27 protein-coding genes and 2 pseudogenes are annotated in these 22859 nt (G+C 69.7%); 18 read left to right on the top strand and 11 right to left on the bottom strand.

All coding sequences use genetic code 11. The features are described from left to right. Positions 1–42: 42 nt before the first annotated feature. Positions 43–780 (bottom strand): hypothetical protein, encoded by a 738-nt coding sequence (locus tag ACIRD7_RS08975; RefSeq protein WP_403451445.1) that lies wholly within the window; start codon positions 778–780, stop codon positions 43–45. Between the two features lie 289 nt (positions 781–1069). On the opposite strand from ACIRD7_RS08975, the gene ACIRD7_RS08970 reads away from it, so the two are divergent. After that, entirely contained in the window at positions 1070–1780 is a 711-nt protein-coding gene (locus ACIRD7_RS08970) for a DUF4328 domain-containing protein (protein WP_403451444.1), read from the top strand. A 123-nt stretch (positions 1781–1903) separates the two neighbouring features. After that, the gene (locus ACIRD7_RS08965) at positions 1904–2365 is read left to right on the top strand and encodes a hypothetical protein (RefSeq protein WP_403451442.1); all 462 of its coding nucleotides are present in this window, start codon (positions 1904–1906) and stop codon (positions 2363–2365) included. Between the two features lie 93 nt (positions 2366–2458). On the opposite strand, the gene ACIRD7_RS08960 is transcribed toward ACIRD7_RS08965, so the two are convergent. Continuing rightward, entirely contained in the window at positions 2459–2662 is a 204-nt protein-coding gene (locus tag ACIRD7_RS08960) for a cold-shock protein (RefSeq protein ID WP_014670069.1), read from the bottom strand. 842 nt (positions 2663–3504) lie between these two features. Between ACIRD7_RS08960 and ACIRD7_RS08955 the strand changes: the two genes are divergently transcribed. Then, positions 3505–5190, top strand: coding sequence for a ribonuclease J (locus ACIRD7_RS08955; RefSeq protein ID WP_403451440.1), 1686 nt, complete (start codon positions 3505–3507; stop codon positions 5188–5190). A gap of 707 nt (positions 5191–5897) precedes the next feature. Here ACIRD7_RS08955 and ACIRD7_RS08950 read toward each other — a convergent pair. Next, positions 5898–6140, bottom strand: coding sequence for a DUF5302 domain-containing protein (locus ACIRD7_RS08950; protein WP_403451438.1), 243 nt, complete (start codon positions 6138–6140; stop codon positions 5898–5900). A 205-nt stretch (positions 6141–6345) separates the two neighbouring features. Then, positions 6346–7761, bottom strand: a complete 1416-nt coding sequence (locus ACIRD7_RS08945; protein ID WP_403451436.1) for a DEAD/DEAH box helicase — start codon at positions 7759–7761, stop codon at positions 6346–6348. Between the two features lie 187 nt (positions 7762–7948). On the opposite strand from ACIRD7_RS08945, the gene ACIRD7_RS08940 reads away from it, so the two are divergent. Both ACIRD7_RS08940 and ACIRD7_RS08935 read left to right on the top strand, forming a co-directional pair. Then, entirely contained in the window at positions 7949–8629 is a 681-nt protein-coding gene (locus tag ACIRD7_RS08940; protein ID WP_403451743.1) for an FAD-dependent monooxygenase, read from the top strand. A 33-nt stretch (positions 8630–8662) separates the two neighbouring features. After that, positions 8663–8788 carry a hypothetical protein gene (locus tag ACIRD7_RS08935; RefSeq protein ID WP_403451435.1) on the top strand — a complete coding sequence of 42 codons (126 nt, stop codon included), beginning with the start codon at positions 8663–8665 and terminating at the stop codon, positions 8786–8788. Between the two features lie 145 nt (positions 8789–8933). Here the strand turns inward: ACIRD7_RS08935 and ACIRD7_RS08930 are convergent, their stop codons facing one another. After that, positions 8934–9725 carry an SDR family NAD(P)-dependent oxidoreductase gene (locus ACIRD7_RS08930; RefSeq protein ID WP_403451434.1) on the bottom strand — a complete coding sequence of 264 codons (792 nt, stop codon included), beginning with the start codon at positions 9723–9725 and terminating at the stop codon, positions 8934–8936. 203 nt (positions 9726–9928) lie between these two features. Between ACIRD7_RS08930 and ACIRD7_RS08925 the strand changes: the two genes are divergently transcribed. From ACIRD7_RS08925 to ACIRD7_RS08915, 3 genes are all read left to right on the top strand, one after another. Next, entirely contained in the window at positions 9929–10942 is a 1014-nt protein-coding gene (locus ACIRD7_RS08925; protein WP_403451432.1) for an RNA polymerase subunit sigma-70, read from the top strand. Between the two features lie 135 nt (positions 10943–11077). Further along, positions 11078–11446, top strand: a complete 369-nt coding sequence (locus ACIRD7_RS08920; RefSeq protein WP_403451430.1) for an ArsR/SmtB family transcription factor — start codon at positions 11078–11080, stop codon at positions 11444–11446. Continuing rightward, positions 11443–11874, top strand: a complete 432-nt coding sequence (locus ACIRD7_RS08915; protein WP_403451429.1) for an SRPBCC domain-containing protein — start codon at positions 11443–11445, stop codon at positions 11872–11874. Before ACIRD7_RS08920 ends, ACIRD7_RS08915 begins: the two co-directional genes overlap by 4 nt. Before the next feature lie 177 nt (positions 11875–12051). Here the strand turns inward: ACIRD7_RS08915 and ACIRD7_RS08910 are convergent, their stop codons facing one another. After that, entirely contained in the window at positions 12052–12729 is a 678-nt protein-coding gene (locus ACIRD7_RS08910; RefSeq protein ID WP_403451428.1) for a TetR/AcrR family transcriptional regulator, read from the bottom strand. 120 nt (positions 12730–12849) lie between these two features. Between ACIRD7_RS08910 and ACIRD7_RS08905 the strand changes: the two genes are divergently transcribed. The 4 genes from ACIRD7_RS08905 to ACIRD7_RS08890 are packed head-to-tail and all read left to right on the top strand — an operon-like array spanning position 12850 to position 14639. Further along, positions 12850–13470 carry a class I SAM-dependent methyltransferase gene (locus ACIRD7_RS08905; RefSeq protein ID WP_403451426.1) on the top strand — a complete coding sequence of 207 codons (621 nt, stop codon included), beginning with the start codon at positions 12850–12852 and terminating at the stop codon, positions 13468–13470. Between the two features lie 25 nt (positions 13471–13495). Then, positions 13496–14152: a DUF2218 domain-containing protein gene (locus ACIRD7_RS08900; protein ID WP_403451424.1), complete on the top strand. Its 657-nt coding sequence runs from the start codon at positions 13496–13498 to the stop codon at positions 14150–14152. Between the two features lie 16 nt (positions 14153–14168). Next, entirely contained in the window at positions 14169–14306 is a 138-nt protein-coding gene (locus ACIRD7_RS08895) for a hypothetical protein (protein ID WP_403451758.1), read from the top strand. A 54-nt stretch (positions 14307–14360) separates the two neighbouring features. Then, positions 14361–14639: a hypothetical protein gene (locus ACIRD7_RS08890; protein WP_403451756.1), complete on the top strand. Its 279-nt coding sequence runs from the start codon at positions 14361–14363 to the stop codon at positions 14637–14639. A gap of 41 nt (positions 14640–14680) precedes the next feature. Here the strand turns inward: ACIRD7_RS08890 and ACIRD7_RS08885 are convergent. Together ACIRD7_RS08885 and ACIRD7_RS08880 are read right to left on the bottom strand one after the other, a co-directional pair. Beyond that, positions 14681–14902: pseudogene (locus ACIRD7_RS08885) on the bottom strand (AraC family transcriptional regulator); the annotation flags it as partial. Continuing rightward, a complete protein-coding gene (locus ACIRD7_RS08880; RefSeq protein WP_403451422.1) occupies positions 14902–16197 on the bottom strand; it encodes a hypothetical protein in 1296 nt (431 codons plus the stop codon). The pseudogene ACIRD7_RS08885 and the gene ACIRD7_RS08880, both read right to left, overlap by 1 nt. A 130-nt stretch (positions 16198–16327) precedes the next feature. Between ACIRD7_RS08880 and ACIRD7_RS08875 the strand changes: the two genes are divergently transcribed. From ACIRD7_RS08875 to ACIRD7_RS08860, 4 genes are all read left to right on the top strand, one after another. Next, complete coding sequence (locus ACIRD7_RS08875; protein WP_403451421.1) at positions 16328–16801, top strand: (2Fe-2S)-binding protein; 474 nt, start codon at positions 16328–16330, stop codon at positions 16799–16801. A gap of 25 nt (positions 16802–16826) precedes the next feature. Beyond that, positions 16827–17384 carry a hypothetical protein gene (locus tag ACIRD7_RS08870; RefSeq protein ID WP_403451419.1) on the top strand — a complete coding sequence of 186 codons (558 nt, stop codon included), beginning with the start codon at positions 16827–16829 and terminating at the stop codon, positions 17382–17384. A 416-nt stretch (positions 17385–17800) separates the two neighbouring features. Beyond that, the gene (locus ACIRD7_RS08865; protein WP_403451418.1) at positions 17801–18253 is read left to right on the top strand and encodes a DUF5707 domain-containing protein; all 453 of its coding nucleotides are present in this window, start codon (positions 17801–17803) and stop codon (positions 18251–18253) included. 28 nt (positions 18254–18281) lie between these two features. Continuing rightward, the gene (locus ACIRD7_RS08860) at positions 18282–18509 is read left to right on the top strand and encodes a hypothetical protein (RefSeq protein WP_403451416.1); all 228 of its coding nucleotides are present in this window, start codon (positions 18282–18284) and stop codon (positions 18507–18509) included. Between the two features lie 121 nt (positions 18510–18630). Here the strand turns inward: ACIRD7_RS08860 and ACIRD7_RS08855 are convergent, their stop codons facing one another. Then, positions 18631–18756, bottom strand: a complete 126-nt coding sequence (locus tag ACIRD7_RS08855; RefSeq protein WP_403451414.1) for a hypothetical protein — start codon at positions 18754–18756, stop codon at positions 18631–18633. Between the two features lie 314 nt (positions 18757–19070). On the opposite strand from ACIRD7_RS08855, the gene ACIRD7_RS08850 reads away from it, so the two are divergent. Both ACIRD7_RS08850 and ACIRD7_RS08845 read left to right on the top strand, forming a co-directional pair. Next, the gene (locus tag ACIRD7_RS08850; RefSeq protein ID WP_403451413.1) at positions 19071–20267 is read left to right on the top strand and encodes a DUF4157 domain-containing protein; all 1197 of its coding nucleotides are present in this window, start codon (positions 19071–19073) and stop codon (positions 20265–20267) included. Between the two features lie 277 nt (positions 20268–20544). Next, positions 20545–20857, top strand: a pseudogene (locus tag ACIRD7_RS08845) (DUF4157 domain-containing protein); the annotation flags it as partial. Positions 20858–20920: 63 nt separating this feature from the next. On the opposite strand, the gene ACIRD7_RS08840 reads toward ACIRD7_RS08845, so the two are convergent. After that, the gene (locus tag ACIRD7_RS08840) at positions 20921–22069 is read right to left on the bottom strand and encodes a DUF4157 domain-containing protein (protein WP_403451411.1); all 1149 of its coding nucleotides are present in this window, start codon (positions 22067–22069) and stop codon (positions 20921–20923) included. A 221-nt stretch (positions 22070–22290) separates the two neighbouring features. Then, entirely contained in the window at positions 22291–22515 is a 225-nt protein-coding gene (locus ACIRD7_RS08835; protein ID WP_403451410.1) for a hypothetical protein, read from the bottom strand. Between the last annotated feature and the right edge of the window lie 344 nt (positions 22516–22859).

Below are 22859 nucleotides of genomic sequence, written 5' to 3'. Positions count from 1 at the left end.
ATGGGGCTCAACAACGTGCCCCCACGTTGCATTCCCAGTCCCTCACGGCCGCATCAAGGCCAGGTCAGCGCCCCATGCGTCGAGAACTGCGCCGTGCCCCGCCCGGCGGACTCGCGCCTCGACATGAGCGAAGAGGCGTCGCTGTGCGGACGTGTCACCCGTCCTCGAGATGTGGTCGACATCGTCGAGCAATACGCGGGTGTTCCAGCCGGGCAGAGGGAATCGGTGAAGCTCCCACTCGAGGTATTTGTTGTAGGGGCGGGGGCGGCAGTCGAGAGCGAACAGCAATTCCAGCAGAAACCGCACGCTGTCCACGGCATCGAGCCGGGCCGCGAGTGCGTGTCCGTCACGGTCGTTCTTGATCGAGCGGTAGAGGGAGTTCGCATAGGCGTCGAGCCATTCACCGGCATCCCGGAACGCCTCGTCGGCGCCCAGCCGCGCTTTGACCGCCAGGATCTCGGCGATACCTCCGTCAAGCCGGTCGAGAATGATCTGGGCGCGCGCGAGGGCGTAGCGCTCGAAGCCCGGCATTCCGGCCGCGCGGAACTCATCCAGGGTGAGGATGACGAGGTCCAGTTCTTGGGTGCGGTGGCCCCGCAGGCGGGTGAGAGTCGTTGCCGCGTCCTCGGCGAGGACCACGTACAAGTCGTGATCGGAGTGGTCGGTGGTCATGCCCTCATGAGCTTGGGAACCTTTGAGGACAAGCCCTACGACGGCTTGGTCAGCCTCGGCGTGTTCGACAAAAGCGTCATAGGTGAGCGGCTGCTGCTGCGCTGTCATTGCGTGATCTCCGGTGGCGTGACGACGGGTGTGCCGACCGGCGGCCCCGGCCGGCGAGGTCGCCGTGACCATCCGCGGCGGCGCTCGGCCGACGCCCAGGAGATCAACGCATGCGGGGACTGTATCCCAGGCCCCGTCCGCAGGAGGATCAGCTCAGCCCTCCTGGTCAGCCCCCGGATTCGCGCCAGGAATGTCATGGACGGGACGCCTCGACACGGCATACCGTGCCTCCGCACGCGATCTTCCGCGGGCCATTTCCCGTAACTACGCCCGTGGGGGGCTCACCGTCATGTCCGCACCCAGCGATCTGCGCCCGAGACCTTCGCTGCCCGGCAGAGTGCCGCTCGCCTCGCGCGGCCTCCTGGCCGCCGTCGCGACGCTGCTCGCCGTCGTCGCGCTGAGCGATCTGGCCGCCGCGTTCGTCGGCTTCCGCATCCACACCCTGACCGACCCCGACCGCGGTCTCACCACACTCCCGCCCGAACTGGCCGACGCCTACTCCCTGTACGAAACCGTCAGCCGCTACCAGGTCACCCTGTACCTGCCCTGCGCCATCCTCTTCATCGTCTGGTTCTTCCTCATGCGCCGTGCCACTGGGCTGCTGGCACCCGACCAGTTCCGCAGAGGACCGGGCTGGGCCATCGGCGCGTGGCTGATCCCGCTGGTGAACCTCTGGATGCCGTACCGCATCTCCGTCGACATGTGGGGCGCGAGCACCCTTCTGCCGACCGAAGGCCAGTCGCACCGTACGTCGATCTGGCCGGTGAACCTCTGGTGGGTCCTGTTCGTCTTCAGCGTCCTGTTCGGGCGGCTCGCCGCTTCGCGCTACGACAGCGCCGAGACCCTCGCGCAGATCCACAGCGCCGTCGCGCAGTACGTGGCGGCCGACCTCTCGCACGCCGCTGCCGGGGCAGCAGCGATCTACTTCGCCTTCCGGCTTACGACCATGCAGCGACGCAAGGTGACTGACGGGCCATATCAGGCTGGGCTGCCGGCATAAGCCCACGGCGGCCGCCCGATGTCTGCAGCGCCGGGCGATCTTGGCTGAGATGCCCTGCGCCTGACCTGATCGAACAGTCGGCGAAACCATGTACGCGGATTCGCCTTGCCCGGGGGTATTTCCATGACTGCGCAGTCCCGCGCGGTGCTCGGCATCGCGCTCACACCTGTCTTGGCCTTGGCGTCCGCGGCCATCGGCCAGACCCCAGCTCCAACCGCCGCAACTGCCGCTGCCGCTGCGGAGACACGGGCGCCGGGTCCGTGGGGCGCGCGCACCCTGCACGCCGCGAACCCCGATCCGGCCTCTGCCTCGGGTGGGCTGTACACCCTGGTCGCGGGCGGGCACGGGACTCTCGTCTCGCTCACCGGAGACGGGCTCTCCCGTTTCACCCGGGTCCGGCCCGTCGGCAGCACCGGCTGGCTCACCCCGCGGTCCTGGCCGGACGCCGGTGCGTACAACACCGAACTGGTCGCGGTCGGCGACGGCTCGGTGCGGCTGGTCTGGCGGGCCCGGCGCGCCGACGACTCTCAGCCAGAGAGCGGATCGAGGACTGCAAGCCGCCCTGGGTCGAATGCGGCGATTTAGACGGCGTCGCCCGTAGTCAGATGAACCGTCGCGCGACGGTAAGGGCCCGGCGTCCCGAAGCCGGGATGCCGGGCCCCCCTTACCCGGGCGCGATCAGGCGGGGCGGATGTTCTCAGCCTGCGGGCCCTTCTGGCCCTGCGTGACGTCGAACTCGACCTTCTGGCCCTCCTGCAGCTCGCGGTAGCCCTGGCTGGCGATGTTGGAGTAGTGGGCGAAGACGTCGGGGCCGCCGCCCTCCTGCTCGATGAAGCCGAAGCCCTTCTCGCTGTTGAACCACTTCACTGTGCCCTTGGCCATGACTGTCTCCTTTGCGGGAAACCGGGCACGCACCCTGCGCGACCGGGAGGTGATCGCCCTGGTCCGGAGAGGCGCTGAACAGCAAGAACGCCCGTGAGGCGATCACGGGCGAACGGAACTTCGGAACCACGACTGCTGATCACAACGCTATAACGGCAGGACGGAAGCCGCTAGCGAGAACGCGCCAGCATCCGGCCCGGAACGAACGGCTGGATCGCCCGTGAGGCTCAGCCGATGGTGATCAAGTAGCTTCGCGCCCTTCTTCTGCACAAGGCAGCGGCGAGGTATTACCGCCTCCCCGCCGCCGACTGTTCTCCGGGTGGGCCCCACCGATCACGCGTGACCGGCCCCTCCCCCACACGGCGTCACCTTGGACTTCCCGGAACCGGCTCGAGACCACGGACGAGCCGCCCCCGCGCGACCTCGTCGTCGAGTTCGATGGGGCACCACATCGGCTTCCTGCACGGCGGGCGGGAGCGGCAAGCGCTTCGGGGACACCGCCATCTGTCTGCCGGCGAAGGAGCTGCCTCGGGGCTGCCCTCTCAGCCCACTTGCTCCTGAGCGCCGAGGACACCCGAGTCTCGACTACTGAGAGTGGACCAGTGCCGAGGCCCGCCGGGAGGCAGCGAACGCCGGAAACACGACAGGGTGCACGAGATCTTCTCCAGCACCGGGCGAACAGTTCGGCCACGGAAGGCGGTACCGCTTTCACCGCTCCCTGTCCCCGGTCGCCGGCGTGATCCGATCCTGCCGAGGCACGCTGCGGGTGCCCCGCTCCGTCCGGAAAAGGAGATCGCACAGGCAATGGATCACCTGTCCCGCTCTCCGGGTACCGTCAGGGTATGAGCCATCCGCACCCCGAGCTGAAAGCCGCCCCGCCCCTTGCCGAAGGAGGGCTGCGGGTCATCGCCCTGGGCGGCCTGGGTGAGATCGGCCGCAACATGACCGTCTTCGAGCACGCGGGCAAGCTGCTCATCGTCGACTGCGGCGTGTTGTTCCCCGAGGAGACCCAGCCCGGCGTGGACGTGATCCTGCCGGACTTCACCTCGATCCGGGACCGGCTGGACGACATCGTGGCCGTGGTCCTCACCCATGGCCACGAGGACCACATCGGCGGCGTACCGTACCTGCTGCGCGAGCGGTCCGACATTCCCCTCGTCGGCTCCAAGCTGACGCTGGCGTTCTTGGAGGCCAAGCTCAAGGAACACGGCATCCGGCCGCGTACGGTGCGGGTACAGGAGGGCGACCGGCGTAAGCTCGGGCCCTTCGACTGCGAGTTCGTGGCGGTCAACCACTCCATCCCCGACAGCCTGGCGGTCGCGATCCGCACCCGGGCTGGGATGGTGCTGCACACCGGCGACTTCAAGATGGACCAGTTCCCTCTCGACGACCGCATCACCGATCTGCGTGCCTTCGCACGCCTCGGCGAGGAGGGCGTGGACCTGTTCCTCACCGACTCCACCAACGCCGAAGTGCCCGGCTTCACCACCTCCGAGCGGGAGCTGAACCCGGCGATCGAGCAGGTGATGCGCACCGCGCCGCGACGGGTCATCGTCTCCAGCTTCGCCAGCCACGTGCACCGCATCCAGCAGGTCCTGGACGCCGCCCACCAGCACGGCCGCAAGGTCGCCTTCGTCGGCCGGTCGATGGTACGCAACATGGGCATCGCGCGTGACCTGGGCTATCTGAAGGTCCCCTCCGGTCTGGTCGTGAGCACGAAGGAGCTGGAGAAGCTCCCGGACCACAAGATCACTCTGGTGTGCACCGGCTCCCAGGGCGAACCCATGGCCGCGCTGTCACGGATGGCCAACCGGGACCACATGATCCGGATCGGCAAGGGTGACACCGTGCTGCTCGCCAGCTCCCTCATCCCCGGCAACGAGAACGCCATCTACCGGGTGATCAACGGACTCACCCGGTGGGGCGCCCACGTGGTCCACAAGGGCAACGCCAAGGTGCACGTCTCCGGGCACGCCAGCGCCGGCGAACTCGTCTACTGCTACAACATCGTCAAACCCCGCAACGTCATGCCCGTGCACGGCGAATGGCGCCACCTGCGAGCCAACGCCGACCTCGCCATCCGTACCGGTGTCGACCCCGAACGGGTCGTCATCGCCGAGGACGGCGTCGTCGTCGACCTGGTCGACGGGCGGGCGTCCATCACCGGTAAGGTCCCCGCCGGCAACGTCTACGTGGACGGCATGGAAGTCGGCGGCGCCACCGAAGCGTCCCTCAAGGACCGCCTCACCCTCGCCGCCGAAGGCGTGGTCACGGTGGTGGCGATCGTCGACGCGGACACCGGCGCCCTCGCCGAGGCCCCCGACTTCCTGGCCCGCGGCTTCGTCCACGACGACACCACCTTCGAGCCGGTCATCCCCGTCATCGAGAAGACCCTGGCCAACGCGGCCGAGGAAGGCGTCGGGGACGCGCGCCAACTCGAACAGCTCCTCGCCCGCGCCGTCGCCAACTGGGCGTTCCGCACCCACCGTCGCAAGCCGCTCATCATCCCCGTCATCATCGACGCCTGAGCCGCGGCCCGGCAGCACGGTCCGTGGTGGTTCCGGCGGCGGCCCCGCGAGCATCGAGGTCGGGCACGCCCGGACCGGACGGTAGCGAAGCCGCCGGGCTCGACGAGGCGGATCGCCTCGCCGTGGGCGGCCGGCAGGTCCGCGAGGGAGTCGGTTTTGCGGGCGACGGCCCTGTCGCCGCGCTCCAGGGCCGCCTGCGCAAACTCGCGGCCGAAGCCGCGGGAGGAACCGGTGACATGGCGGCGGTGCACCCAGCTCAGATATTGCACAAGATCGGACAGCGTCCACTCGGGGCAGGCCGGCACCTGCACGTCGTGGCTGGGCACGGAGGCGACCGCTGCCCGGAACGCGACCGTCTGTGCGTCGTTCAGCCCCAGCAGGACGGGAAACGGTTGTCCTTGCCACGCGGATGTCTACCGTCACCCCGGACAACCGCAGTCGATTTTCACAGCGGTACAGGGGCACGCAAGGCGCGCAACACCGGCCGCGTACCCTCGGACAAGGCAGTGCCCTCATCCCGGAATTCCAGTTCGGCGGCGCCACCGACCCCAGCCAACCGCATCTGGGCCATTCCCCCAGGCGAGTCCCCGGATACGCCCCGCCCGCGACGCGCGCACGGGCATGCGCACGTCGCGGGCCACTGCACGGGACGCGCGAGTGGATAGCGCGAGTGCCGGTGAAGCGGTCAGATCGCGGGACTCATCGACTCAGCCGCCGCTCTTGCGCCTGAACGACCGCTGGCTCGCAGCCGGGCCGTGCGCCGAACGCACCTTTGATGCATCGGGCTTGGCGGCAACATCAGCGGCATCCGCCTGCGCAGCGCGCTTGCGCGCCAGGGCTTCGCGGAACTTGCGCTTGAGGTCGTAGTTGCCGTCGCTGTCCGGCTCCAGAGGGGACGTCTCAGGGGCAGCCGGCTCCGAACCTTCCGTAGATACGGGCTCTGCGGTCATGGTGACCTCCTGGGTTCGGGGGGTGGGCAAGCACAGCTTGTCATGCCGGGCGCAGTGCGAGGCGCCGGCAACATCATCCTGCTCCGTTTCCGCGGGCATCCCTCCCGCGGCCAAAGGAGTTGACTTCGTAGATGAGGCACACAGAACGGCTTCGGGCCGGGCCGAGGGTTGTCGACCCGTGGCCAGGCTGCCAGGGCAACGGCTCTCAGCCGTTGCGACGCACGAGGGCGGCCCTGCGGGCCTCGGCGAGCTTGCGGGCCTCGCCCGCCTTTCGGGACTTGCCGCCGGCGCCGCGGGAGGCGCCCTTGCTGGTGCCGAGGCCGCGGAAGGGAGCGTTGGTGTTCTTGGGTCGGGGGGCGGCGGGCCCGCCGTCGAGCGGGATCCCGGAGGGAGTCTTGGCGCCGGTGATCCGGCTCAGCTCCGCCTCGCCCGAGCGCACCTTGGTGACGGTCGGCTCGATGCCGGCCCCGGCCATCATGCGGCTCGTCTCGCGGCGCTGGCCCGCCAGCACGAGCGTGACCACGCTGCCGGACTCACCGGCGCGGGCGGTGCGGCCCGCCCGGTGCACATAGTCCTTGGCATCGGTGGGCGGGTCGACGTTGACCACGAGATCGAGGTCGTCGACGTGCAGGCCACGGGCCGCGACATTGGTCGCCACCAGAACGGTGATCTGGCTGTTCTTGAACTGCGCCAGGGTCCGTGTGCGCTGTGGCTGGGACTTGCCGCTGTGCAGGGCCCCGGCGTGCACCCCGCTGGCCCGCAGATGCCGGGTGAGCTGGTCGACGGCGTGCTTGGTGTCGAGGAACAGCAGCACGCGGCCGTCGCGGGCGGCGATTTCCGTGATGACGGCGTAGCGGTCAGGGCCGTGGACGACCAGAACGTGGTGCTCCATCGTCGTGACTGTGCCCGCGGCCGGGTCGACCGAGTGGACGATGGGGTCGTGGAGGTAGCGGCGGACCAGTTGATCGACGTCGCGATCGAGAGTGGCCGAGAAAAGCATCCGCTGACCTTCGGGGTGCACCTGGTCGAGCACGTCGGCAACCTGCGGCAGGAATCCCAAGTCGCACATCTGGTCGGCCTCGTCCAGCACGGTGATTCTCACCCGTCCCAGGCGGCAGGCGTTGCGCTCGATCAGGTCGTGCAGGCGCCCGGGGGTGGCGACGACCACCTCGGCTCCCTCGCGCAGCGCGGCGGCCTGCCGGCCGATCGACGTTCCGCCGACGACCGTGGCGATCCGCAGCCGCAGTGCCTCGGCGTACGGCGCCAGCGCCTGGGTGACCTGCTGGGCCAGCTCCCGGGTAGGCACCAGGATCAGAGCAAGGGGCTGCTTCGGTTCCGCGCGCCGCCCGGCCGTCCGTGCGAGCAGCGGCAGGCCGAAAGCGAGCGTCTTGCCTGATCCGGTGCGCCCGCGTCCCAGGATGTCGCGCCCCTCCAGGGCATCGGGCAGTGTGGCGGCCTGGATCGGAAAGGGTTCGCGCACCCCGAGTTCGCTCAGTGTCCGCAGCATCTCCGTCGGCAGTTCCAGACCGTCGAAGGTGACGGCCGGGAGCAGCGCCGGGGTCGTGGCCCCAGGCTGGGCGGGACTGCCGTGAGCGATACCGGAGTCATTGGGATGCTTCATAAACAGCCTTCCGCAAGGGAACTTACCGAGGAAGGCCCGGCAGGTCTGGACAGCCCACGCACAAGCCGAACGGACAGACAGAATCGCCCACCGCGACGACCACGCAAACGCGTGAGACTAACACACGGCATAACCTCGCGCCGCTGATACCGATCGCCCCTGCGTACGGGGTTGGCAGCGGGTCGGCCTGGAACAGTTCGACGGCCCGCCGCGGCAGGTCGAGCGGCCCACCGTCGAGGAGCTGCAGGACAGCATCCGGCGGGTGAGCGGAACCGACGTCACGATCACCACGATGTCGTCCGGCACCCGCTGGATCGGCACTGCGCGACAGGCGACCACGTACCGGGCCGGCCGGGTCCTGCTGGCCGGGGACGCGGCCCACGTGTACGCGCCGGTCGGCGGCCAGGCCCTCAACGTCGGTATCGGCGACCCGGCGAACCTCGGCCGGAAGCTCGCGGCCGTGGTATGCGGCTGGGTCGGCGAGGACATCCTCGACACGTACTCCACCGAACGGCATCCGGTCGCGGCGCGCCTGCTGCAGAACACCCGGGCCCAGATCGCCCTGATGCGACCTGACCCGCAGACGAGGGCGCTGTGGGAGAAGTTCTCCGACCTGATGGACCTCGGCGAAGCCCACCGGTACGTCGGCGACGTGCTCGCCGGCATGGACGTCCGGTACGACCTGGGCGACGACCACCGGTTCGTCGGCACCCTGTGCCCGGACATGAAGCTGACCCTGGAGCGGTCCGACCCTGACGTCGTCACTGCGGTGACCCGGTCGGCGGACCTGCTGCGTGAGGGGCGTGAGCTCCTGCTGGACCTCGTCGACCGCGCGGAGGGCCGCGGCGCCGCGGCCGCGTGGACCTGACGGGTCATCACCGTCCCTGCCCGCACGGACCGGGTGGACGTCGACGCGTTGCTCATCCGGCCCGACGGCTGTGTCGCCCGGGCCTTGCCCACCGGGCAGGATCTCGACGCCACCATGCTGGTGCGTGCGCTGGGCACATGGTTCGGCCAACCGGCCTGAGCAGCGCATTAAAAGACCGCTGAACTGCGCTGATGAGGCTTTTCGACCAGCGCGCGATCGATGCCCGATGGGCCTTTCCGTCACAGATCCGCTGTGCTGCGATCTTCGTTTCCCTGTCCTCAACGGAATTCGGGGCAGCGTCGCTCTAGTCGTCCAGGCTGCCCATGGTCAGGTTGACGGTTGTTCCGGTCATCCCGCTGGCCTTGTCGGAGGCCAGGAAGACCGCCATGTTCGCCGTCTCCTCGAGCGTCATGAGCCGGCGTGCGTGGGTCCTGCCGGCCAGCGCTTGTTGCCACTGTTCCCAGGTCATTCCCGATGCCTTGGCTCTGGGCTCGAAGGCTTCCCTGATCGTGTGTGTCTCCGGCATGGCCTGGGGCCGCAGACCGACCACGCGAACGCCCTGAGGTGCGAGTTCGGCGGACAGGTCGCGAGTGAGCGCCTCCTTCGCGGCCATCGCCGGACCGTAGCCTCCCACCAGGGGGATACCCGTCCGCGAGTGCAGCGCGGTGACGGTCATGATCACCCCTGATCTGTTTGGAACCATGCGCCTCGCGGCCAGGCGCGCGGTCAGAAGGTAGGACCTCGTGTAGGCCGTGATCGGCAGGGAGAACTGCTCGACATCGATCACGGTCAGAGGCACACCCAGGATCCTCGCGTTCGGGATCCCGACCGCGTTGAACGAGATGTCGACGCGTCCGGCTTTGTCGATCACGGACTGCAGATGCTTGTCCACAGCGTGCTCGTCGAGCGCGTCCACTTCGGCAGCCTCGGCGGATCCGCCGGCGGAAACGATGTCCTTGGCGACGGATTCCACGGGTTCCAGGTGGCGCCCGGTGAGAAAGACAGTGGCCCCCTCGGAGGCAAAGGCGCGTGCGACAGCGCCGCCGATCGCACCCCCGGCTCCGTAGATCACTGCAACTCGGTCCTTCAGAATCATCTCTGGATCCTTTCCGCCTCATCTGCGTAAGGCTGCATTCCGAAATTCCGCCCACGGCCCGACCCCACCAGCCGTCGATGATGCAGACACCGCCACGTCCGCAAAGTGGGCGTCCGCCAACCGCCCGGTTCGCCGCTCGCCCGGTGTCTACGCAGCATGGAACAGCGACCGGGTGCGGGAGAGACGGGAGGCGAGGTGGCGTGGTGACAACCGAGCTGATCACCAGGGCGCGGGCCGGGGACGGCGAGGCGTTCCGGGAGCTGACCGAGCCGTACCGTCGGGAGCTGCACGTGCACTGCTACCGGATGCTCGGTTCGCTGCAGGACGCCGAGGACGCCCTGCAGGACACACTGCTGGCCGCCTGGCAGGGCCTCGGCGGGTTCGAGGGACGCGCCTCGATCCGCTCATGGCTCTACCGGATCGCCACCAACAGATGCCTCAACGCGCGTCGGTCGGCGAGCAGGCGCCGAGCCCGAGAATGGGATATGCCCGGTGTTGAACCGCCGGAGCCGACCCGGCTCGGCAAGGTCGTTTGGCTCGAGCCGTATCCCGACGCCCTGCTCGAAGGGGCGATCGACACGCCGCTCGGCCCGGAGGCCCGGTACGAACAGACCGAAGCCATCTCCCTCGCCTTCGTGACCGCTCTGCAGGTACTGCCGCCTCGCCAGCTCGCCGTGCTCATCCTCCGCGACGTCCTCGGATTCCACGCGACCGAGGTCGCCGACATGCTCGACTCGACCGTCGCGTCGGTGCACAGTGCCGTCAAACGGGCCCGCGCGAGCCTCAAGCGCGGGCAACCACCCTCCCACGAGCCCGAACCGGCTCCCGCCCCCGGCGGGGCCTCCGAGCAGGCGCTCGTGGCCGAGTTCGTCCGCGCCTACGAGTCCGGGGATCTGGACGCGCTGCTCGCCCTGCTCACCGACGACGCCTTCATCTCGATGCCACCGATTCCCCTTGAATACCAGGGCCGCGACGTCGTGGCGCGTCTCTTCACCGGCATCTTCAGCTCGGGCAGGAGGGTCGACCTCGTGCCCACGCGGGCCAACGGCCAGCCGGCGTTCGGGGCCTACCTTCGCTCCTCCACCGGCATCCGCCAGGGGAGCGGCCTGTTCGTCCTCACCCTCACCGGCGACCGGATCTGTGCCTTCACCCGCTTCGACAACAGCGTGCTTCCATGGTTCGGGCTGCCGCGAGCGCTTCCCGGCCGACAGGCATAAGCCGCGGCCGACCCGACCGGCGTCGGCGCTCGCCACCACGACACCTCCGCTCCACGAGTGCCGGGAACTGCCCCCCCCACTCGACGCGTCGGAAATCCTTGACGCGTCGGAAATCTCCGACCTATGGTGGCGGCCATGCCCTCGGACGTCTTCAGCGCACTCGCCAACCCCGTACGGCGCCGGCTGCTCGATGCCCTGCGGGAAGGGCCGCGTGCGGTCAATGACCTCGCCGGCCGTTTCGAACTGAGCCGGCCGGCGATCTCCGAGCATCTCCAGGTGCTCCGCCAGGCCCGGCTCGTCCGGGAGGAGCCGCGCGGGCGGCAGCGCTTCTACCACCTGGAACCGACGCCGCTGGCGGAAGTCAGCGAGTGGCTGCACCCCTTCGAGCACTACTGGCGTGCACGCATGCGCTCGCTGCGCGACCTCCTCGACGAGGAAGAGCTCGCGGAGCAGGGGCTCGACGCGAACCAGACCGACCAGATCAGCAAGGACACCCCGCCATGACCTCCGCACCCGCCGACGGCGCTCCCGTCATCCACTGCGACCAGTTCCTGCCCCACTCCCCGGCCACGGTCTGGAAGGCACTGACCGACCCCGAACTGCACGCCCGCTGGTGGGCGGCCGGCGACGTACGCCCCGTTGTCGGCCACCGCTTCACCCTCGACATGGGCCCCTGGGGCGAGCAGCCCTGCCAGGTCCTCGCGGTCGACCCGGAGCGTCTGCTCCGCTACAGCTTCGCCGAGGGTCACATCGACACCACCGTCACCTGGCGCCTGGAACCCGAGGGCCAGGGAACCCGACTCTTCCTCACCCACGAGGGCTTCGACCTCGACTCCCCGCTCGGCAAGGCCGCCTTCGACGGCATGGGGCACGGCTGGCCGGGCGTACTCGACCACCTCGCCGACCTGCTCGCGAGCCCCGCGGCACCGTAACGCCGACACCCGACGGCTCTGTCGGTCGGGCACGGCGGGCCGTTGCCAGCGGCCGCCGTCGTCGGCCGTGCCGAAGGTAGCGACGTTCTCGGGCCACAGCGCCACCGGATGCGGCACAGTCACTGATCCGTGCGCCAAAGCGCTCGGTGGATTCAGCCGCCGTAATGCGGCGCTGGATCACGAACCGGCAGGGCGATGACCGTGGGTCGAGTGGTGCCCGTGACGGTGCGGCAGGTGTGCGGAGTCGCCGTTGCCTCGGGACCGTTCCGAGGGGTCGGCGGGGTCGGGGCGCACCCCTGTGAGAGTAACCGTGACGAGCCGGTGGACCGCGGCCACGGACGGCAGATCACCGGCCGCGGTCAGGGCGTGCAGGCAGTAGCCGGCGAGTTCGCTGGGGGCGATGTCGTCCCGGACCTCACCGGTCCGGGCGCCCTCGGCCAGCAGGTCTTGGACCATGCCGTGGAGTCGCTGCTGAGCCTCCGTGACCTGCCGGTCCCGGTGCAGGAAAGCCGAGAGGTCGCTGTCCTGGTGCCCACGCGACTCGTGGGAGACGAATGCGAACGCGCGCAGCACGGCCTCGAGCCGCTCACCGGCGCCCTCGGCGCGGTCCCGGACCTCGGCGAGATGGTCCAGGTGCCGGGAGATCTGGCGCTCGTGCCAAGCGAGCAGAATCGACTCGAGGTCCGGAAAGTACTTGTACAGCGTCGCGCGGCCGATTCCGGAGTCCTTGGCGATCCGCGACATCGTCACCGACGTCAGCCCGTGCTCGGCGACCAGCACCGCGGTGGTCTCCAGGACCGCATCACGTACGGCGGCGCGGTGTGCGTCGATCGTCTCGGTCCACAGCTTGGGCACGGGATTCAGTATACGGTCCGGCGCGGCAGTGACAGAATGGATTGACATAGACAATCTGTCTCGATAAAGCTGAAGCAGTTGCAGAGGACCTTGACGACCCGCCTGAGGGAGGGCACGACCATGACTGGCTCGACCAGCCACCCCGAGCCCGGCACCACGGCAGGGCACAGGGCCGAGGACCTGTATGCCACCCGGCCGCCCTGGGACATCGACCGCCCCCAACCGGCCTTCTCGGCCCTCGCCGAGGCCGGCGTACTCCGGGGCCACGTCCTGGACGTCGGCTGCGGAACGGGCGAGCACGCGATCATGGCGTCGGGGCTCGGCCTTGTTGCGACCGGCGTCGACCTCGCAGAAAACGCCCTGACCACGGCAGCGGAGAAGGCGCGTGCCCGAGGCCGTACGGTGCGCTTCCTCCGCCACGACGCCCGGCGGTTGGCCGAACTCGGCGAGTTTTTCGACACCGTGCTCGACTGCGGACTCTTCCACGTCTTCGACGGCGCCGACCGCGCCGCTTACGTCGACGCTCTGCGTTTCGCCGTACCGCCCGGTGGCCGCTACTTCATGCTCGGCTTCAGCGACTCACAGCCGGGCGAGTGGGGACCGCACAGGCTGACACGAGCGGAGATTGAAGCCGCGTTCGCCGACGGATGGCGGATCGACTCCATCGAACCGTCCACGATCGACATCACCACGGACCCGGACGGCATTCGGGCGTGGCTGGTGGCCCTCACCCGCACCTGACCCCACCGGACCGTGAAGGAACGTCATGCCCGCCACCGAAGCCCGCGTCGAGACCGAGCGCCCCAGTCGCTATCTGGTCCAGCTCTGCAAGCACTTCTCCCACAAGGGACGCCACCTCGGCCGGAGGATGCACACCCACCAGGGCGGTGACGCGCAGGCGCTCCGCGAGATGCGGACGGTGGCGGAGCAGGCGCAGGTGACCTGGTCCGAGACGGAAGGGGAAGTCATCCTTCCCTGGGGCGGGATCACGCTGCGGGCCGCAGCGCATGCCCTGATCTTGCGAGTGGAGGCCACCGGGGAGAAGGAACTGAGGCTGCTTCAGGACCTCGTCGCCGGTCACATTGAGAGGTTCGGCCGCCGTGACGGGTTGCAGGTGCACTGGCAGCGATCAGAGACTCCCGCCATAGCGGACAAAGACGAAACCGTCGGTGCGGCCGGGGCACGGGCAGAGGAACCGGCGCCGCGCCGGAGGCACCTCGAGGTGATAGGGATCGGGACGATCGTCGTGCTCCTCGCAGCGCACCTGGGCCTTGGCGGTGCCATGCTGTCGACCTGGCAGTGGACCGGCTGGGCCGTCGGCGGCGTACTGGCGGTCCTCCTCCTCAAGGTAGTTGTCCTGGGTGGATTTGCCGTCCACCGTGGATTTGCCGTCCACCGCCGCCGAGCCTCGAAGAGCCGCTGAATCGGCGCTGCTGGGCGTGCGAAGGTCGCGTGCGCTGTCGCCACGGCTGCCTCGATCCCCAGCCGACGTGACCGATCTGCTGGCCGCGCTGGAGGAACGCTCCGACTTCCGCACCACCCGGCGGACCTGGTCGAGCGGCCCGCTCATCGCGTAGTGGACCTGGCGGCCGTTCGGGCAGGGCGAAGGCCCGCTGCCCGGCGCGTTCCCGGTGGCCGCCACCGCCCTGGCACTCCTCGAACAGGCTGCCCGCCGACGGCCGTTGCTGGTCGTCCTCGACGACCTGCAGTGGGTGGACTCCTCCAGTGCCGAGGTCTTCGGCTTCCTCCGGCGCCGGATCGCCGCACTGCGCGCGGTGTTGCTGAGCGCCGTACGCACTATGGAGGGGAAGCCGTGCGACACGGCCGGGGCTCGGGTACCCCTCCAGCCGCTCGCCGAGCGGCAGCACCGAGGGCAGGGCGGCCAGCGCCCGGCGCTGCTGCTGAAGTGACTGGGGCTGCTGAACCCGCAGCGGGCGGAGACCGCCGCGATGGTGAGGCGGTCGTAGCGGGCCGAGGCCAGCATGCCCCGGGCCTTCTCCAGCCGCTCGGTGATCAGCCACTGCTCAAGGCTGATGCCGGCCTGGTTGAGGAGCAGATAGAGCCGGCGCACGGAGATCGCGTGCTCCTTCGCCAGCCGCTCGGGAGTCAGATCAGGGTCGGCGAGGTGGCGGCGCGCGTAGGCGATCACGCGGGTCAGGAGCGTGTCGTCCATCACCCCTCTGGTGACAGGCGTCCGCTCGTCGTGCAGGGCGGACAGCAGCAGCCCGCGGACCAGCTCCGTGGTGGCGTTCGCCAGGACCTGCGCGCCCGGATCGGCCTCCAGCTGCGCGGCGTTGGGCCACAACCCGTCCAGGTGCTGCCGCGTATCAGGTCGTACAGCGGACTCGCGCGCAACTGGAACGAGGCCTTCAGCACATGGTCCACCGGCATTCCGATCCGCTCCATGTCGATCAGCAGGGTGTCCCAGGCACCGTCGCCCGACCATCCGAAGGTCCGAGACGACAGCTCATGGAAGGAGAAGTGGTCGCCCGTCTCGGCCGCCAGTTCGCCGGCCTCGCGGGCCTCGGTCCGTATGAGGTCCCACTCCCCCGTCCACACCCGGCAGAAGTCGCCGGCGCCGAGCGTGCGCGAGAGCAGCGCCAGCTGTACCGACGCCCGGCAGGCGGCGGCCGTACTGACGTACGCGGAGGCCCGGTGGTAGTCGCCGAGTACGACCGTGACGCTGCACAGGAAGCGCAGCGCCTGCGCGTCCGTCCGCTCGGCGGTGAGCCGGCCGATGCGGGTGAGCACCTCCTGGCCGTGGACCTCGGGCAGCGCGAAGCCGAGGATGGCCAGCCGGCGCGGATCGTCGGGGTCCAACTCCAACGGCCGTACGGCGTCGGCCACGGCCTGCCGTACCGGGTCGGACAGGCATGCCCACCAGCACCGGGAGGCCGCCCGCCACAGCAGGTTGACGGCCAGGGTGACGTCGCCCGCCTCGCGTGCCTCGCCGGCCCGCTCGACGAGGGTGCGGACCCGGTCCTCGTCCCGCAGATCGCCGGGTGCGGTGATCTCGTGCACGGCCGCCAGCCGCCCGCGCTCCACCGGACCGAGGGCCTGCGGGTCGGCCCGCGCGGCGAGGTCGGCGGCCACGCTGCGCTGCCCGACCTCGCAGGCCAGTTCGGCGGCGTAGAGGAAGAGCGCGGTACGGCGCGGCGTGCTCTCGGCGAGCCCGGCGGCCCGGCGCACCGCGGCGACCGCGGCCATCAGCGCGCCCCGCTTGCGGGAGCGGGTCGCATACGCCTCCAGCTCGGCGGCCACGGCCTCGTCGGTGCCCAGGACGGCGGCGGCCCGGTGCCACAGCCGCCGGTCCGGGGAGTCCACCAACTGCTCGGCCGGGGCGGTGTGCACGGCGAGGCTTAGCGCGAGCGGCGACTGTGAGTAGATGGCCGAGCGCATCAGCGGGTGGCGGAACCGCAGCTGGGGTCCGGCGAGTTCGACCAGACCGGCCTCGATCACCTGCTGCACGGCCAGGGTCCCGGTGCGCTGCGGGCCAACAGCTGTGCAGACCAGGGGACCCGCACAGCGGGCTGCCCGATCAGGGTTGTGACACGGCACATCACAGGTACGCGACCCTCCCCTGCCAAGGAAGGTGCCCATGGAAGTCACGGTGAACGGAACCACGCATCGGCTCGGGAGCGAGCCGGACGTCACAACCGTCCACCTCCTGCGCGAGAACCTGGACCTCACGGGAACGAAGCTGGTGTGCGGGGCGGGGGTGTGCGGGGCGTGCACGGCCCACGTCGACGGGGTGCCCAGGGTGGCGTGCCTGACCCCGGTGACGGCGTGGGAGGGCACGTCCGTCACAACGGTGGAAGGTCTGCGCGGCGAGCATCCGGTACAGCGGGCGTTCGCCGCCCATGACGCCCTGCAGTGCGGTTACTGCACGCCCGGGTTCTTTATGGAGGCCGCGAGTTTCGTGGACCGGTGGCGGGCGGGGCACGGGGACACCGCCCCGTCCCGGGCCGAGATCGGCGCCGCGCTGGCGGGGCATCTGTGCCGCTGCGGCGCGTACGAGGGGATCTACGCGGCCGTCGCCGCAGCGTGCACCCGGGGCCCACGATGCCGATGAAGCCGCGCCGGTCCACGTGGACGCCATGGAGAAGATCACCGGCGCGGCCCGGTACACCACGGACATCCGCCCGCCCGGTCTGCTGCACGGCGTCATCGTCCGCTCCCGGCACGCCTTCGCGCGCGTCCGGTCGGTGTCCGGCGAGCGGAAGCTGGTCGACCTGCTGCCGGCCGACCGTACGGTGCGCTACGTCGGCCAGCCGATCGCCGCCGTCGCCGCCGAGACGTCCGACGCGGCGCAGGCGGCGGCCGAACAGGTCCGGGTGGACTACGAGATCCTGCCCGCCGTCATCGACGTACGCGAGGCCGTGGAGCCGGAGGCGCCGGTCCTCTATCCCACCAAGCGAGAGTCGAGGAACGCGCCCAGCTCGGCCGAGGGTCCGCTGATCCCAGCCGGCTGGGACGCGAACGTACGCGGGCCGGTGGAACTGCACTGGCGCGGCGGGACCGCCGACCGCCGGATCGCCGAGGCCGCGCCGCAGTCGGCGAAGGCGTCCGCGCTGCGCAGGTGTTCGAGAAGCGGGCCGAGCCAGCCGTCGATGTCATGGTCGTTCCAGTCGGCGACGGGCCCTTCGGGGAGGTAGGCGACGTACTTGCGGGTGCCGGGGACCTGCCGCAGCGGCACCAGGGCCACGCCCATCAGCAAGGAGCATCCTCCCCGACCCGATCCACACGTCTTGAGCACGGCTCCGTGGCTGTGCAGGCAGATGCGGCCGGTGGCGAGCACCAGGTACCCAAAGGGGCTGCGCGGCCCCCTGATGAACGCCTCCGCTGACGTCCGGTGATCCCGCTCGCCCCCTACGTACCCCTCCGGACCGGGTGGTTGGCTGAGCGAAGCCTGCACAGGGCGAACTGCACGAAAGGGCAAGGCCGACGCCCAAATCCCCATCCAGAGATGAGTATGCGTACTTACGGCCGGGCTGCCCCGCGCGGCGATCATTGATGCAGCGGCGCAGCCGAAGGCGCCGCTCAAGTTGACGCAATCACGGGGAGAACTGTCATGTCTCGACGCATCATCCTGGGCTCGGCCGCCGCACTCGTCGTCCTCGGCGGCGCCGGAGCGTTCGTCCTGGCCTACGCCGGGGAGCAACCGCCCGCCCTGGAGAACAGCACCGCCCGCTACACGGCCCCCGCCGGGGACCGCGAGGGATCCCTCACCTTCACCACCGAAGTCACTGCGGCCTCCGGCGTCAAGAGTCTCAAGGTACTGGCCTGGCCGGCCGACGGCCCCTTCGCGAAGAACGGGCTGACCGAGAAGGAACTGGCCGCCGCGGAGTCGGCCACATGCAATCCCGCCGGTGAGGACACCGCCCGCTGCACCTACAAGGTCACGGTGAACGCTGCCGATGCCTCGGAGTCCGAGCACGGCCGCTGGCACGTCGCCACCCTCGCCACGGCGGAGAGCGGCAACACCGCCTTCGACGACAAGACGGCGACCTTCACGATCGGCTGAGCGACGCCCGTCCAGCGGACTGACGCTCATGGAACAGCGCATTCGCCGGTGGTTCATCACAGTTGACGGGGACCGGTTCGACGTAAGGGAGAATGGACCGGGCTCCTACGACTTCACTTGGCTCACCGGCCCGAACCCCGGATACGGCTTCGGAATCCTGGTGCACGGGGGCGTATCACTGAGCGTGTCAGAACTGGAGCAGGAGGCACGGGAGTTCCTCGCCCTTGTGGACGCGGAGACGGGGTACATCGAGTAACAGGTGGGCCCTGCTCTGCAACTGACGCCTCCCACGACCATGGGCCGTCTGCCTCATCGGCTGGTGCGGGAAACGGCCCCGTCCCCCTCAGCACGAACGTTTCGGCCGGGGCTGCCGGTTGTCAGCAGGTCTCGGTGGAGCTCGGCTGCTTCTCGGGGGCGGTGGAAGCCATGTCGAAGTGGGCAGCGCTCACGCGGCGCGGTTCGTCGGCCTCGTCGCGGACCGCGTCGGGCCTGACCTGCAACATGCTCACTCGCTCGCGGCGTCGAACCCGTACACCACTTCCCTGGACGCACCCGGATCTGCCCCTCCTTCGGCACTGGGCTGCGCGAATTCCTGGCCCCTTGGCTCTGGGCACGCTGAGCCATTCGGTCGATGTTGGTGGTTGGTCATATCCGCGCGGGCCCGGGAGCGTCAGTGGCAGTGCAGCATTCGCATCGCGAGGAGGCGAGGGACCACGCCTCCTCGCGTTCCGCCGTCCCGCCCACCGCCGGTCGTCCGACGGCCGGAGTCGGCGGTTTGTCGCCCACGAACCCCGCGGTCCTGCCTGTCCTCCAGCGATTGGCCGGCAATGCCGCTGTCGCGCAGACGATCCGCACGGTCCGTGCGGCAGGCGCGGGGACGGCGCGGATGTCCGTCCAGCGGACAGTGCAGAGTGTGCTGCGTGCCCCTGGGCAGCCGCTCGACCCCGCCACCCGCACCGACATGGAAGCCCGTCTCGGGGCGGACTTCTCCGACGTACGGCTGCACACCGGGCCGGCCGCCCAGCGTTCGGCGGCCGACGTGGGGGCCCGCGCATACACCTCCGGCAACCACATCGTCATCGGTTCCGGCGGTGCGGACCGGCACACCCTGGCCCATGAGCTGACGCACGTCATCCAACAGCGTCAGGGACCGGTCGCGGGGACCGACAACGGCTCCGGACTCAGCGTCTCGGACCCCTCCGACCGCTTCGAGCGCGCCGCGGAGGAGAACGCCCGCCGTGTCATGTCCGGTCCCGCACCCACCGAGGCGGCGCCCGTGCAGCGGATCACGACCACTCCGGCAACCACCGACGAGGAGTTCACGGCGCAGCCCGTGCGGCGCGGAGCAGGTGCTGTCGTGCCCGCTGCCGCTCAGGTCGTCCAGCGGGTGCCCGACTGGGCCGACGCGGCCGCGGCCGCGGCCCGACAGCGCGTTGCGCCACCGCCTGGCTGGGAGTGGAACGAGGAGGGGGAGCTCAGCAGAATCCGGGTGCCGGCGACCGGGGAGTTGGCAGCTGGACCCACGACGGAGGCTGCGCAGCAGGAGCAGGTGGCCGGGGACGACCCCATCACGCTGCGCATTCTGGTGCGGAAGAGTGCCAGTTTCCGTGACGAGAACTACCTTCAGCGGGTCGGTCACTCCTGGGTGGCGTTCTACAAGGACAACAAGTTCGAGTCCTCTGCAGGCTTTTATCCCAAGGGCGGACAGATCAATCAGGATGCGCCGCACCAGAGCGTGCCCGGGGAAGTAAGGATGAACTATGACGATCCGAGCAACGCGACCACCGAACTGTCAGTCCCCCTCACGCAGAAGCAGTTCTCGAAAGCCCAGAAGTACATTCAGGAGAATCTGAACCGGGAATACAACCTGCTGCGCTACAACTGCACCGACTTCGCGATCGGGGTGCACAAGGCCGCCACCGGGCACAGCCCGCCCGGCCGAAACCTGTTGCTGCCGAACAACCCCAATGACCTGCACTCCGGTATCAAGAAGCACAACAAGAGAAACACGTAGGGAGCCGGTGACGGAGTCCTACCAGGCGCCGTGTGGCTTGCGCTGGGCCCCTTCCTCCCGACCGCCGTGTTCGTCGGAGCGGCGCTGCCTGGAGTGTCTTGCAGATCGACTGGTAGAAATGGAGAGCCGACTCGCCCTCGAACGCGAACTGCCGCAGCGCCTGCTGACGCTCCTCCTGCTCACCCGTGATGGCCGTGCTCGGCGCCTTGCCCCCACGAACCCCGCGGCCCCGCCCGACCTCCAGTGGTCGGTCGGCAATGCCGCCGTCCTGCAGACGATCCGAACGGAGCGTGCGGCAGACGCGGAAGCGGCGAGCACGTCCAGAGGACTGTGCGGAGCGTGCTCCGTACTCCGGGGCAGCCGCTCGCCCCCGCCAACCGCACCGACATCGAAGCCCGTCTCCGGGCGGACTTCTCCGACGTACGGCTGCACACCGAGCCGGCCGCCCAGCGTTCGGCGGCCGACGTGGGAGCCCGCGCCTACACCTCCGGCAACCACATCGTCATCGGTTCCGGAGGTGCGGACCAGCACACCCTGGCCATGAGCTGACGCACGTCATCCAACAGCGTCAGGGACCGGTCGCGGGGACCGCCGCCGCGTCCTGGCCGGGCCCGAACGCACCGAGGTGCCGGCCCCCGTGTCCGCGGAGGACGTCATTCGTCGCCCATGCTCTTGCGGAAGGCTTCCTGGAACTGGCGCATGTACATGGTGGTGCCGCCGACCGTCCTCTGCAGGCGCGCACGGGTCTGTACATCCACGTCGATCGCGATCTGCGTGCCCCTCGTCGGGTTCGCCTTGTGCTGCGCCAGCCAGTACTCCCGCTCCAACTCGGCGATCTTCTCGTGTGCCTCCTTCGAGCGCGGGTCGCTGTTGCGGATCGCGTACAGCTCCGCCAGTTCGGGCTGCGTGAACACGGTGTGGATATCCCGGGACCCGTGCTCACCCGCCACCGTCCTGATGCCGTCAATGGCATCGGCAACGCTTGAGCCCACCGTGTCCTCACCCTCGAGCCCTCGCGCCTTCAGCACATCGCGGATGTGCTGGGCGGCCTTCTGGCGGGGGGCGCCGGTGGCCACCTCGTCTCTGCGGAGCCCGAAGAGGCTTACTGCGGCGCTGAATTGCTTCTTGATCGCCTCCATCCGCTGCACCTGCGGCGCCGCGTCGGCTCGCGTCGGCGAGGCGTCGGCCCGCTGCACCGCACGGCTCACCGGCGCGCTCCCGGACAGGGCACGGATGGCGTTCGCCTCGGCCTCACGTTCGAAGCGGTCGGACGGATCGCTCACGCGCAGTCCGTCGCCGCGGTCCGTGCCGCCCACGGGGCCCGAGCGCTGCTGGATGACGTGGGTCAGCTCATGGGCCAGGGTGTGCTTGTCCGCGCCGCCGGCCCCGATGACCACGTGGTTGCCGGAGGTGTAGGCACGGGCACCCAGCTCCGCCGCGGACGCCTGGGCGGCGCCGCCGGTGTGGATACGGACGTCGGAAAAGTCGGCGTCGAGCCGTGCTTCCATGTCGCTGCGGGTGGCGTCGTCCAGGGGGCGGCCGCCCTCGCGCAGGACATCGTGGACGGCGGCGCGCTGGATCTGGGACTGCGCTGTCCGGTGGCCGCAACCGACCCCGTGCCGGTGGGGATTCTGCCCTTGGGCGCCGCCGGATCGGCGGAGGAACTGGACGACCGCGGCGTTGCCCGCACTGCGCTGCAGCGCGTGGAGCGGCGATCTGCCGTCCAGAGTCTCGGGCCGGCGGTTGGGGACGCCCCTGGGTGCGGCCTCGGCGGTGTTCTTGTCTCTGTCTGTTGCGTGCATATGCCTTCCTCGGGTGACCGGTCGACTCACTGTGGACGCAAGGTGCGGCCGAGGGCCAGGTATCCGCGGGCAGGGTTCAGCGGCCGTACGGACACAACGTGGCAGCGGTAGGGAACGGGCGTCCATGAACGTCACCCGCAGTCGCATCGGATGCCTCACCCGCCAAGGCTTCCGCACCCGAACCGAACGAGGCCGCGACAGGAGACCGACGGAACGCCCTCTCAGGGGCGCCGGTTCTTGAACTCGACGTCCGCGCGTGAAAAGGGGACCGTTTTCTGCGACATCGCCTGTGGCCGGATGAAGTCCTTGAGCAGCACGTTGATCAGCTCGTCGCCCGACATGGCGCGGAGCCGGGCGCCCACGGGTGGCTGCTGGCGTCGGATGCGGGCGATCTCGACGACGCAGCGCTGGGCCAGTCCCGGGATGATGTCGCCGCCGACGAGCACGTTCGCCCAAGCGGGGTTCGGCCGGGGGGCCCGCGGTGGACGACGGAAGGTCCGGGCGGGCAGATCAGGGTGCCGTGTGGTGGATCGAACGGTCCTCACGAAAGGGCAGCGGGCCCGGTACGCCCGCCGAGTCAAGCTGCTCTCCTCCGCGTGAGAGGCCGGGGAGTCCCACGACGGGTGCGCGCATACCAGGTCGGACCGAGAACTGCCCTTTGGGGCACTGAGCTTGGCCGCAAGGTCCTGTCATGGCACGGCGCTTGATCCCTAGGCTCGGAGCGTGGCGGAAGGCACTCCCCTCGTCAAGGAACAGGACGCGGACAAACCAGCGGCTGGCAAAGGCGCGT

Source organism: Streptomyces sp. NPDC093568, from assembly GCF_044764945.1.
Taxonomy (GTDB): domain Bacteria; phylum Actinomycetota; class Actinomycetes; order Streptomycetales; family Streptomycetaceae; genus Streptomyces.
Note: the sequence above shows the minus strand (reverse complement) of the source record. Positions and strands in the feature narration are given on the sequence as shown.